This is a genomic window from Synechococcus sp. R55.2, from assembly GCF_047462075.1.
Taxonomy (GTDB): Bacteria; Cyanobacteriota; Cyanobacteriia; order Thermostichales; family Thermostichaceae; genus Thermostichus.
Genome location: NZ_JANSIH010000019.1, coordinates 1 through 11831 on the forward strand (window position 1 = coordinate 1; position 11831 = coordinate 11831).

At 58.9% G+C, this 11831-nt stretch carries 14 protein-coding genes; 9 read left to right on the top strand and 5 right to left on the bottom strand.

Annotation, left to right across the window (positions count from 1 at the left end):
* From NW838_RS00650 to NW838_RS00665, 4 genes are all read left to right on the top strand, one after another.
* The coding region (locus NW838_RS00650; protein WP_414427295.1) for a hypothetical protein at positions 1-299 on the top strand (299 nt) is incomplete at its 5' end.
* A 219-nt stretch (positions 300-518) separates the two neighbouring features.
* On the top strand, positions 519-668 hold the full coding sequence (locus tag NW838_RS00655) for a hypothetical protein (RefSeq protein WP_414355778.1): 150 nt from the start codon (positions 519-521) through the stop codon (positions 666-668).
* Positions 669-768: 100 nt separating this feature from the next.
* Positions 769-1542: a ZIP family metal transporter gene (locus NW838_RS00660; protein ID WP_414375583.1), complete on the top strand. Its 774-nt coding sequence runs from the start codon at positions 769-771 to the stop codon at positions 1540-1542.
* A gap of 49 nt (positions 1543-1591) precedes the next feature.
* A complete protein-coding gene (locus NW838_RS00665; protein WP_414427296.1) occupies positions 1592-2374 on the top strand; it encodes an alpha/beta hydrolase in 783 nt (260 codons plus the stop codon).
* Here the strand turns inward: NW838_RS00665 and NW838_RS00670 are convergent.
* Entirely contained in the window at positions 2340-3149 is an 810-nt protein-coding gene (locus NW838_RS00670) for a DUF3598 family protein (protein WP_414427297.1), read from the bottom strand. The genes NW838_RS00665 and NW838_RS00670 overlap by 35 nt on opposite strands.
* Positions 3150-3201: 52 nt before the next feature.
* On the opposite strand from NW838_RS00670, the gene NW838_RS00675 reads away from it, so the two are divergent.
* Both NW838_RS00675 and NW838_RS00680 read left to right on the top strand, forming a co-directional pair.
* The gene (locus NW838_RS00675) at positions 3202-3564 is read left to right on the top strand and encodes a hypothetical protein (RefSeq protein WP_414355774.1); all 363 of its coding nucleotides are present in this window, start codon (positions 3202-3204) and stop codon (positions 3562-3564) included.
* Positions 3565-3568: 4 nt separating this feature from the next.
* Positions 3569-4216, top strand: coding sequence for a cadmium resistance transporter (locus NW838_RS00680; RefSeq protein WP_414427298.1), 648 nt, complete (start codon positions 3569-3571; stop codon positions 4214-4216).
* Positions 4217-4265: 49 nt separating this feature from the next.
* Here the strand turns inward: NW838_RS00680 and NW838_RS00685 are convergent, their stop codons facing one another.
* The 3 genes from NW838_RS00685 to murC form a co-directional block, all read right to left on the bottom strand.
* Complete coding sequence (locus NW838_RS00685; protein ID WP_414342676.1) at positions 4266-4532, bottom strand: hypothetical protein; 267 nt, start codon at positions 4530-4532, stop codon at positions 4266-4268.
* A 119-nt stretch (positions 4533-4651) separates the two neighbouring features.
* Complete coding sequence (gene murB, locus NW838_RS00690) at positions 4652-5638, bottom strand: UDP-N-acetylmuramate dehydrogenase (protein ID WP_414427299.1); 987 nt, start codon at positions 5636-5638, stop codon at positions 4652-4654.
* 29 nt (positions 5639-5667) lie between these two features.
* On the bottom strand, positions 5668-7107 hold the full coding sequence (gene murC / locus NW838_RS00695; protein ID WP_414427301.1) for a UDP-N-acetylmuramate--L-alanine ligase: 1440 nt from the start codon (positions 7105-7107) through the stop codon (positions 5668-5670).
* Positions 7108-7441: 334 nt separating this feature from the next.
* Between murC and NW838_RS00700 the strand changes: the two genes are divergently transcribed.
* The 3 genes from NW838_RS00700 to NW838_RS00710 all read left to right on the top strand — a co-directional run bounded on the left by NW838_RS00700 (position 7442) and on the right by NW838_RS00710 (position 10750).
* Complete coding sequence (locus NW838_RS00700) at positions 7442-8593, top strand: ABC exporter membrane fusion protein (RefSeq protein WP_414355771.1); 1152 nt, start codon at positions 7442-7444, stop codon at positions 8591-8593.
* 9 nt (positions 8594-8602) lie between these two features.
* On the top strand, positions 8603-9787 hold the full coding sequence (gene devC / locus NW838_RS00705; protein WP_414427300.1) for an ABC transporter permease DevC: 1185 nt from the start codon (positions 8603-8605) through the stop codon (positions 9785-9787).
* A gap of 225 nt (positions 9788-10012) precedes the next feature.
* Positions 10013-10750, top strand: a complete 738-nt coding sequence (locus NW838_RS00710) for a DevA family ABC transporter ATP-binding protein (protein WP_414355769.1) — start codon at positions 10013-10015, stop codon at positions 10748-10750.
* Here the strand turns inward: NW838_RS00710 and NW838_RS00715 are convergent.
* Positions 10747-11718, bottom strand: a complete 972-nt coding sequence (locus NW838_RS00715) for a GDP-L-fucose synthase family protein (protein ID WP_414409128.1) — start codon at positions 11716-11718, stop codon at positions 10747-10749. The two genes, NW838_RS00710 and NW838_RS00715, sit on opposite strands and share 4 nt — an antisense overlap.
* Between the last annotated feature and the right edge of the window lie 113 nt (positions 11719-11831).

The window sequence follows — 11831 nt, forward strand, 5'->3', positions numbered from 1 at the left end:
GGGTTGTTTTGGCAGTGGGGCCAGCAGCCACCGAGGTAGGACTATATGCCTTGGTAAAAGTCGGGGCACCCGGTGTGGGCGTAGGTGTCGGGGTTGGGGTGGGTGTTGGAGTTGGGGTCGGTGTGAGTGTCGGTGTAGGTGTCGGCGTGGGCAATATCGTCCCGCTGCTTCCGCCGCCACCGCAGCCGGTCAGCCCCAGACAGGCCGCCCCTAGACTCAAAGCCAAAAGGTTTGTAACTGCTTTTTTCTGCATCGCTTTTTCACTCCTCATCATCAGACTTGACTTTAGTTTTCTTTAGTTTTTGTCGACCCGCCTTACTAAAGTATAGCCTGGTCAAATTGCTGCTTAGGATGCTTCTGCGCCCACGCAATCTACCACTGTTGGGAATAAACCTTGCCTCAGATGGCAAGCTCCAACTGGGGAATAGAGCCTTCAGACTTGCTCTTGTGTACCTCGCTCATAAACACAAAATCTGGCAACAGAAGCTTATGCCGCTTGGGCCAGCAATGTTCACACAGTGTTCGTAGACGGGATCCCGATCACCGAGGCCGGTCAAAGTACCCGCATCTCAGAGATCGAAGCGTTGGCAGCCATTCAGGCTCAAACGGAAGATCTACTGCGCTGTCGAGAGCCTTTCAAAGCAACCCTAACTCCGGTGGTGGGCTAGCCATAGCAGGGGATCTGCCATTCCGGTTGGCCACAAACCGCACACAATGTCGCAAAAGGAGGAGAATTGAGAAGCATTCGGCCTTTGTGGAGAGGGGCTTGTGCATCCAATTGGGATGGGATCCCTGGCCAGCTTGATCGCCGGGTTGGCAACCGGGTTAGGGGCCTTGCCCGCTCTGTTTCTCCCCTCGCTCTCGGAAAGGGCGCAAGGGATCCTGCTGGGGTTTGGGGGTGGGGTGATGTTGGCGGCCACCTCTTTTTCCCTGCTGGTGCCGGGCACCGAGGCAGCCATAGCGCTGGGGTATTCCCCATTTGGGGCGGCTGTGGTGATGGTGGCAGGCCTGTTGTTGGGGGCGATCTTCCTGGAGAGTGCCCACCGCCTCTTTCCTCACGAGCACTTTTTCAAAGGGGTGGAAGGGGAGAACCGCGCCCATTTGAAACGGATTTGGCTGTTCATCATTGCCATCGCCCTGCACAATTTCCCGGAAGGCTTGGCGGTGGGGGTGGGATTTGCCACCGGCCAAGTCGGCGATGGGTTGGCGTTGGCGTTGGGGATCGGCTTGCAGAACATGCCAGAAGGGCTGGTGGTGGCTTTGTCACTGGTGGGCCAGGGGTACTCGCGGCTGTTCGCTTTTGGCATCGCCCTGCTGACCGGACTGGTGGAGCCCATCGGCGGGATCCTGGGAGCAACGGTGGTCTCTCTGGCGCAGCCCCTACTACCCTGGGGCATGGCTTTTGCGGCGGGGGCGATGTTGTTTGTCATTTCCGATGAGATCATCCCTGAGTCGCACCGGCAGGGGTTGGAGCGGGAGGGCACCTTTGGGGTCATCAGTGGGTTTGTGGTGATGATGTTGCTGGATATCACCTTGGGCTAGCAAGGGATCCCGTCGCGAAGTGGAACGGAGTTTTATTTTTTTATGTTTTATGTTGAGTAACGAACCCTTTTTGTGGCGAGGAGCAGGGGAACACGCCTGTCTGCTGCTACATGGATTGGGGGGCGGTGTTTACGAGTTGCAATGGCTGGCAGAGCGGCTGTTGGCGGCTGGCCTGACGGTGCAGGGATTTAACTATCCCGGCCATGACCGCCCGGCCCATCGCATGCCCCCTTCCCGCTGGACGGAGTGGTACGGGCGGGCTTTGGAGCATTATCTGGCTTTGCAGCAGGAGTACCCGCGCGTTTCCTTGGTGGGCTTTTCCACCGGCTGTCTGCTGGCTTTGCACCTGGCTTTTGCCCATCCCATCCATAAATTGGTGCTGCTGGCGCCATTTTTCGCCATTCGCCACCGCTGGTACTATCTTTTTCGCCCTGAGCAGTACCTGAACAGCCTGGGGTGGTTGTTGGAGGATGTCCCCCGCTTCCATCTGCCCATTCGGGACGGGGATGTCCGCGCTTTGGCGGAAAAGGTAGCCTATTTTCGCAGCTTCAATCTGTCGGCAGTGCGCAGCGCCCTCGAGCTCATCGAGCGGGTCAAGGGGGAAGTGGCCAGCATCCGGGTTCCCACTCTGATCCTGCAATCTCGCCAAGATACAGTAGTGGATCCTGAACAGGCAGCGTGGCTCTATCAAGAGCTGGGATCCGAGGAGAAGATCTTGCATTGGCTGGAGCACTCCGACCACATCCTCACTTTGGACTGCGAGCGGGAAACGGTGTTTGCCCAGGTTTGCGCCTTTCTCAAACGGGATCCCTCTGCGCCCGGATCAGCGTAACCCCTTGCCAAGCACCGCGGGCATCGTAGTCCCGGATCAAACGCAAGAGACAATGGCAGTCTTCCGACTGCGGAAACCAGCTCAGGCTCACCGAAAAGCTGCGATCCCGGTGGGCGGTAGGGATGGGCAAGGGATCCGGCCCGCCAATCCACAGCCCTCCCGGCAAGGGATCCCAGTTGCTCAACCACTCTGCCCCCGAGCAGTCCACCTCGGTTTCGGCAAACCGGCCCTCGGCAACCGCAAAGCTCTGGGCGATCCCCCGCCATCTCCCCTGGAGGCAGGCTCTCAGCTGCTCTCTGCTCAGGGGTGCACAGTCTGCAACGGGATCCAAAGGTTGGCCGCGGCGCTCCAAAATCGTGGTCACCCCCATCAGTCGGCCCTGGGCATCCCATTGCTGCACCACCCGCGCCTTGCGATCTTCCCAGAGAAAGCCTTGCTCAACGGCAAAATCGCTGAACGGTGCCAGTTGCACCCGCCCGTTGGAAAAGGATCCATCGGGGAAAAACCGCAATCCAGGAGAGAAGTCTTGGTAAACCCAACTGTGGCAGCTTTCTGGAGTGGGGGATCCCTGTAGGGGGTAGTAGGCGTTGGTTTGGCGGATCGCGCTCCCTGCCGCCGGACTTCCTGAAGAAGAGGATGGAGCCAAGGCCTCAAAGGTGATGAGGCTGCGCTTTTGGCCCCCCAGCTCCCAGCCGCCGGCGGTGGGTCGATAGTTGGAGAAGAGGCCGTGCCACACTCCCAGGTGGAGAGCCAGACATTGTTTTTGGGTTTTCATGAAGCAATGTGAAGCTAAGATTGTGAGGACGTAACGCTGGAGAGCAAGACCTATGGGGAAGAAGCTCCGAGGTGGCATTTTACTGATTTTGGGGTTTATGCTGTCTCCCCTTTCCTGGTGGAATGACTTGTTTTTCAACCTGCCGATTGCCTATGGGTTTGGCTACCTTTGTAGCCTGTGGCAGCCACAGTGGTTTTTGAGCGGAACCCTCGTGGGGTACTGGCTCTCCAACTTGATGGGCATTCTCATGATGCAGTTTGGCGCTACGGATGTCGTCGAGAAAGGCGAGAAACCCCGCAATATGAAACGCGATCTCTTGATTGGGCTGGCTTCTTCTACCGCCTATACTTCGGCAATTGTTGGGCTGCTTCAGTTTCACCTCGTCGATATCAGCGCCATCTTCCCCATTTCTTAACCCTATGCCGCTGGCAATTTTCTGGGCAACTTTAGTCGAAGGGATCCTCGCTTTTATTGCCACCCATATCGACGACTTTTTCTTGCTGGTTCTGTTGTTTGCCCAGGCACAGATTCGGCCTACTTGGAAGGGCTGGCACATTTGGCTGGGGGGCTACTTGGGCTTGGCAGGGGTGATCCTGATCAGCTCTCTGGGATACTTGGGAGGCCTGTTGTTGCCGCCACCTGCGATTGGGCTGCTGGGGTTGATCCCGATTGCTGTGGGTGGGTGGAAATTGTGGCGACCTGACCCTGAAGAAACCTTGGAAAAAGAGTTGGAAGAGTTGCGAGAGCGCCCAACCCAAAAGGCTTGGTCAGTTTTTTTGCCCCCACCAGCCCTGATGTCCATGCTCCTCACCTTTGCCAATGGTGGAGATAATGTCAGCCTGTACGTTCCTCTGTTTGCCGGCAGCACCCCTCCTCAGTTGGCCCTTTTTTCCACGATTTTTCTGATGAAGGGATTGTGGTTTGCAGTGGCTCAAAAACTGACAATGCAACCTGAAGTAGCCAAGGTTTTGGCCGAGCGGGGAGAGCGCTGGGTGCCCTGGATTCTCATGGGCTTGGGGGTGTGGATCCTGTTCAAAAATGAGACTTGGAGATGGCTTTTGTCTTAGACTCTGGCCGGGATTTGTTCGTGATAGCGGGACGGGATTCTTTCGAGTTCTAGTCGTTGTGTCGGTCTAGAGAGGGATCCCAGTCCAGATCTTCGTGGCGGTGCTCCCGTTCCCAGCGATGCACCCAGTCCCAAATGCGATAGTGCTGCTCGGCGGTGAGTTGCTTGGGATCCTGGGCCAAAGCGGCAGCCTCTTCCGGGGTGAGCAAAGCAGCCAGGCTGCCGATCTCCACCAAATAGCGGCGTTCTTCCGCAGTGGTGTGGGACTGATTGAGCCGTTGAATTAAACGACGTAAAGTGGCTACATCTTGACTCATAAGCCGATAGGAAAGAATCGACGAGCATCTAAGCTGGTAAGAACAGTTTAAGAGCAGAATCATCGAAATTATCAAAGTCATCAAAAGAAAGCAGGCCAAATTGCCCAGCCGATGCTCTTCTAATCCTCAAAGGATCCCAGAATGCGCACTTCCGGCTCCAAAAGCACCGACCATTGTTGATAGACCTTTTCCTGGGCCAAGCGAATCAAGCGGTAAATGTCCTTGGCACTCGCCTGATGGCAATTGAGGATGAAGTTGGCATGGCGCTCTGAAATTTGGGCCCCACCGATGCGGTACCCCTTCAAGCCGACCTGCTCGATTAGCCAGCCGGCAGGGTGAGACTCTGGGTTGCGAAAGACGCTGCCACAACTGGGCAAATGATAGGGCTGAGAGCTTAGGCGTTGGTTGAGGTAGCGCTGGGTTTCCCACTGCACCTGGGACGGATCCCTGCTTGGGATCAACTGCAGCGTCGCTCCTGTCACCGTCCAGGGGGAGTCCTGTAGGCGAGAGCGGCGATAGCCAAATTGCAGATCGGCAGGTTCTAGGCGGCAGGGCTCTTGTTCCTCGTCCAAAATCTGCACTTCCACCAGCACATCCGCCATGGCGCGTCCGTGGGCACCCGCATTCATCACCACGGCTCCCCCCAGGGTGCCAGGGATCCCGATGGCCCACTCCAAACCGCTCCAGCCTTGCTTGGCGGCTGCCCGCGCCAGATTGACCAAAGGCTCTCCGGCAGCGGCCCAAATTCTCCCCCCTTCCAGCAGTTGGATCCCCCGCAAACGGCGAGTGCCGATCACCAGCCCCTTCAACCCCGCATCGCTGATGAGCAGATTGCTACCTGCCCCCAGCAGCGTCGTGGGGATCCCTTCTGCTCGCGCCCAAGCCAAACACTGCTGCAGCTCCAGATGGATACGGGGCTCACAATACCACTCCGCTTTGCCGCCCACGCGAAAGGTGGTCAGAGGAGCCAACGGGATCCCCGATTGAATTCGTCCAGATAGCAGAGCCGCCGGCCCGCGGGGGAGAAGCCTGTCTTCAGCGGTAAGACTTGCCGCCTCAGACTCACAGGAACCGTCCCGCTGAGGCACCACCGGAGCCGTCGTCATGATTCAATACCTCAGAAGCAGCTATCTTTTCAGCTGAAGTTTGGATTTTTGGCTTGCCCAGGCTGTTCCCTCACCTGAGCCGCATATGCCCGCATCGTAGCGATTATCTGCTGATTTAGGTCCCCTGCGCCCAAAAAAACGGCGAGATCTCCAGGCTGCAGGACGGACGGCAACACCTCCGGCAATCGCGGCAAAGACGACACATAGCGCACATGGGGATGGTGCTCCGCCACCGCCACGGCCAAGCGCAAGCTGTTGTCGGAACCCTCAGGCGCCGGCTCTCCCGCTCCATACGTAGGCACGATCACCACCACGTCCGCCTCCCCAAAGCAGCGGGCAAAATCCTGGAACAAGGCAGCCAAACGGCTGTGGCGATGAGGCTGAAACACGGCCACCACCCGCCGCTGCTGTAGCCGTGCTGCCTGCAGGGTGGCTCGAATCTCGCTGGGATGATGGGCATAGTCGTCGATAAAGGTGACTTCTTCCACCTCGCCTTTGACTTCAAATCGCCGCTGCACCCCTCGAAACTCGGCCAGAGCTGAGGCAATCACCGCAAACTCCAAGCCCAACTGTCGCCCAACGGCAACCGCCGCCAGGGCATTGCTGAGGTTGTGGGATCCCAACACCTGTAGGCGAAGCTGTCCGAGGAGGGATCCCTTTTCCCAGATCTCAGCGCAGGTGAAACTGGCAGTGTAGAGGATTTGGCGAGCTTGGTACTGGGCTTGGGGATGACCGGTCAGGCTGTAGCCCACATCCACCCTCAGGTGAGCCGCCACGTTGGGACAGTCCAGACAGGCCACCAGGGTTTGGCTTTGCTGCCCATACTGTTGAAAAGCCCGGATCACCTGCCCCAAATCGGCGTAGTGATCGGGGTGATCCAGCTCAATGTTGGTGATCACCCCAATCTTGGGATAGAGCCGCACCAGGGATCCATCCGACTCATCCACCTCGGCCACCCAATACTCCCCCTTGCCCAGACGGGCATTGCCATCCCAGGCATCCACTTCCCCGCCGATAATCAAGGTGGGATCCCAGCCCGCCGAGAGCAATACATAGCCGATCATGCTGCTGGTGGTGGTTTTGCCGTGGGTGCCGGCCACCCCAATGCCAGAGCGATGGTTAAACAGAGCCGCCAACAAGTCTGCCCGGTGCCAAACCGTCAATCCTTTGCCCAGGGCAGCGGCCAATTCCGGATTGGTGGGGCGAATGGCGCTGGAATAGACCACCTGGGGATCCCCGACCAATCCCTCCGAGCTGTGGCCCTGAAAGAAGCGCACCCCCAAAGCTTCCAGGCGGCGGGTACGGCCATTGGCGACAATGTCGGATCCGGAAACGCGAAACCCTTGCTTAGCCAGAATATAGGCCAGAGCCGACATCCCCACTCCACCAATGCCCACAAAGTGATAGGTGGACAGCAAGGGATTTAAGGGATCCAAATGCAGGGGCAGAGGCTGAGACGGAACCGGCAACGGCGGGATGGGATCCCTTCCTCCAACTGTTTCCACCATCGCAACTCCACCCCACTCCTAAAACCGCCACACTCCAGAAAAAGGACTGCGTTCTGCTGACTACAAACAGGTTCGAACAGGCCACATCATATCAGGAATCCCCAGAGCTAGGTAGGCTGCGCCTCACCGGCTGCCAATGATCTTCCGGCACCTTGGGGAACCCAAAGGGAGTGAAAATACGGTGAAGACAAGCAACATAGAATACGGCTGGACATTTTCATCCCAAAAACTTTACACTTATTTAAGAAAAAGAGGCGGCGTTTGTCGTCTGCAAAGCCACAGCGGGTAAAAGGCCATGAACCCACGAGCGCTTTGGTCGCTGGCAGGAGTCGGGCTGCTTGGTTGTGCCGGTCTGGCATGGCTGGGATTGAGCCAACAGGGAGCCACACAGTCGGTATCGGGAAGTGCAGAGGCAACGGTGGAAATGCGGCTGCCTCCGCAAGTTGGTGCTTTGGGTCGCCTGGAGCCGGAGGGGGAAGTGCTGCGCATTGCCGGTTCCCCTGGAGAACGGCTGGGAGAGCTGCTGGTGACCGAGGGGGATCGCGTGGTGGCAGGCCAAGTGCTGGCCCGCTTGGAAAGCTACGCCGAGCGGTTGGCGGAGCGAGAGTACGCTGCCGCCCAACTTCAAGAGGCCCGCGCCCGGTTGCAGGCCGAGACCCGTTTCAGTCAGGCCCAAATCCAAGAGGCACGCACCCGCCTCAGCCGTCTGGACGAGCCGCAACAGATGCAAATCCGCTCCCAGGAAGCGGTGGTGGAACGTATCCGGGCAGAACTGGCCGATGCCGAGGCCAATCTGGCCCGCTTTCAGGAGCTCTGGCAGGAAGGAGCAATCTCGCAACAAGAGCTGGATCAACGCCGGCTGCTGGTGCGGCAACGACAGGAGGACTTGCGGGCTGCCGAAGCCACCCTGAGCCAACTGCGCCTGGCCCGTGAGCGGGATCTGCTCAATGCCCAAGCCCAAGTCCAAGCTGCCGAGGCGGGACTGAGTCTGGCCCAAGCCCAAGTCCAACTGGGATCCCTGGCCCGCAATCTGGAACTGGCAGAAGCTCGCCTAGAGCGCACCCTCATCCGCGCTCCCCGTGCTGGACAGGTGCTCAAGATCCACACCCGCCCTGGAGAGGTCATCCCCGCCGGCGAGGGCATTCTCGAGCTGGGCAACACTGACCAAATGATGGTGGTGGCCGAGGTCTACGAAGCAGACATCTTGCGGGTTCGGCCAGGCCAGCAGGCCACCATTAGCAACCGCGCTCTGCCAGAAACCCTGCAGGGCCGAGTGGAGCGGGTAGGCCTGCAGATTGGCAAGAAAGATGTGCTCAACACCGACCCAGCTGCCGATGTGGATGCCCGTGTGGTAGAGGTGTATATCCGCCTGGATCCGGAGAGCAGCGCCCGCGTGGCTGGCCTGACCAACCTGCAGGTGAATGTGGCCATCGATGTCGAGGGGTAGGCTCAGCCCATGTACAGCCTGTTCAGTGTGGCTTTTATCGCCCATCGGATCCCGTTGGCCTGGCTGCAGTTGACGCGGGAGAAGATCCGCCTGCTGGTGGCCCTGGCGGGCATTGCCTTTGCTTGCATCTTGATGTTCATGCAGTTGGGCTTCCAAGACAGCCTGCTGGAAAGTGCCATCCGCTTCCACGTGGCCCTGAAGGGAGAGATCTTCCTGGTCAGCCCTCAGTCCAACGCCCTGATTGCCATGAACACCTTCTCCCAGCGGCGACTCTATCAGGCTTTGGGCTTTGAGGGGGTGCGGGCCATCTCGCCTGTCTATGTGGGCTTTGCCCTCTGGAAAAACCCAGAGACCCGCCGTACCCGCAGCATTTTTGTGGTAGGAGTGGATCCCTCGGCTGATCTGTTGGACTTGCCGGAACTGACGCCGGACAAGCTGGAAGAGATCAAAAAGGCGGACGTGGTGCTTTTTGACCGCCGCTCCCGCAGCGAGTTTGGCCCCATCCCAGAGTGGTTTGAGTCCGGGCGAGAGGTGGTTACTGAGGTGGGAAACCGCCGCGTCCAGGTGGGGGGCCTGTTTGAGATGGGGGCCACCTTTGGAGCCGACGGCACCATTCTCACCAGCGATCTCAATTTCCTGCGCATTTTTCCGCAGCGGGGGCGCGGCCTGGTGGATATCGGCGTGGTGCAGCTCCAGCCGGGTGTGGACCCGGATCCCTTGGTGCGGCAGATGCGAGCTTTGCTGCCGGAAGATGTGCGGGTGCTCTCACGGGCGGAGTTTATCGATATGGAGCAAACCTACTGGGAAGAGGGCACAGCCATCGGCTTTATTTTCGGCCTGGGGGTGGGCATGGGCTTTATTGTCGGCATTGTGATTGTCTATCAAATTCTCTACACCGATGTGTCAGATCACCTGGCGGAATATGCCACTCTCAAAGCCATGGGCTATACCGATACCTACCTGCTGGGGGTGGTATTTCAAGAGGCGCTCCTGCTGGCCGGCTTGGGGTACATTCCTGCCTTTGCCCTGTCGGTTTTGCTCTACGATTTGACGGCCAATGCCACGTTGCTGCCTATTGCCATGACCTTCAACCGGGCGATGCTGGTCCTGGGGCTGGCGGTGAGCATGTGTTTCATCTCAGGAGCGATTGCCGTGCGACGGCTGCGGGCAGCCGATCCTGCCGACATTTTCTAGAGTTTTGGCTGTGGGCAGGGCGCCGGGGCGTTGGTAAGTCAATAGTCTGCCAAAGGGGATCGGATGGATGGTGAAGGGTTTGAACTAAACTGTCTAAAAACTTCTGGGATCCTCATCAACGCTCTCCGGCCAAAGGTTTCTAAATGGTCTCATCTCAACGCTCCAAATGACGGCCTAAGTGGTCAATGAGTTGTCAACGCAAAGTTTTGAGATTTTGAGTTTCCTATGCTGACTCCTCTTCTCGATCAAGCTGCCCTTGCTTCTGCCCAGAATGCCGTTGAGCCAGTGGTGAAAGCCGAAGGTGTAAACCACTATTTCGGCGAGGGATCCCTGCGCAAGCAGATTCTCTTCGACATTAGCTTTGCCCTGCAGCCAGGGGAGATCGTGCTGCTGACTGGCCCTTCCGGCTCCGGCAAAACCACCCTGCTGACGCTGCTGGGGGCCTTGCGCTCGGTGCAGGAGGGCAGCTTGCGGGTGTTGGGACAGGAGCTGCGGGGAGCTCAGCCGAGCACTCTTATCCAAATCCGCCGCCAGGTCGGGTACATTTTCCAAGCCCATAACCTGCTGCGCTCGCTGACGGCAGCTCAAAACGTGCGCATGGCTCTGGAGCTGCACAACGGCCTTGCTCCTCAACAGGTGCAGCAGCGGGCAGAGGAAATGCTGGCGGCAGTGGGCCTAGGGGATCGCGTCCACTCTTACCCTGAGCAGCTTTCGGGAGGACAGAAACAGCGGGTGGCCATCGCGCGGGCCTTGGTCAGCCATCCCAAGCTGGTGCTGGCAGACGAGCCCACGGCAGCCCTAGATAGCAAGTCGGGTCGCGAGGTGGTGACCCTGATGGAGAAGTTGGCGCGGGAGCAGGGCTGCACCATCCTCATGGTGACCCACGACAACCGCATCCTGGACATCGCGGATCGGGTGCTGCACATGGAGGATGGCCGGCTGGAGAGCCAAGGGGTTGCCTAGCTTTGCCCAGAGCAGGCGTGGCGGCGGTACCAGTCGATGGTGCGCTGCAGCCCTTCCCGCAAGCCGACTTTGGCCACAAAACCCATCCTCTCTCGGGCTTTGGAGACATCCAGACAGCGGCGGGGTTGGCCATTGGGCTTGTCCGTTTGCCAGCGGATCTCTCCCCGGAACTCCATCAGCTCGCAGATGAGGGCAATCAGATCCCGGATGGAGATCTCTTCACCGGTGCCCAGGTTCAAGGGATCCGCCCCGTCGTAAAGCTGGGTGGCCATGACAATGCCGCGGGCCGCATCTTCAGCGTAGAAAAACTCGCGGGTGGGGCTGCCATCCCCCCACACTTCGACATAGTTTTGGCCCCGTTGCTGTGCTTCATGCACCTTGCGGATCAAGGCTGGGATGACGTGGGAGCTTTCGGGGTCGAAGTTGTCCATCGGGCCATAGAGGTTCACCGGCAGGAGGTAGATGCCGTTGAAGCCGTACTGCTGTCGGTAGGCTTGCAGTTGCACCAGCAGGGCTTTCTTGGCGATGCCGTAGGGGGCGTTGGTCTCTTCCGGGTAGCCGTTCCAGAGATCCTCTTCCTTGAAGGGGACGGGGGTAAACTTGGGGTAGGCGCAGATGGTGCCCACGCAGACAAACTTCTCCACCCCGGCCAGATAGGCGGCGTGGATGAGCTGGGATCCCATGATGAGGTTGTCGTAGAAGAGTTCTGCCGGCTTGGCTTGGTTGAGGCCGATCCCGCCTACGTGGGCGGCCAAGTGGATCACGATCTCCTGCCCCTGCACCACCTCCTGGCAGACTTCCCAGCGGCGCAGATCCTGGGTGCGCGAGCGCGGGATGCGCACCTGCTCCGGCTTTACCCCCAGCACCTGCAACTGTTGCAGCACATGTTTGCCCAAAAAGCCGCTGCCCCCTGTGAGCAAAATGCGCTTCTGGCTGAGATCGACGGAGCTGGGCAAGCTGTTGGGCATAGATCCGACGCAGAGAACTCCCGGCTTTCATTATGCGGCAGAGGGGATAGCCGTATTTCAGCTTACTAGCGCAGGAGCCCCGCCCTCTGTCCGTAGGACGAGGGTCGGGAGGA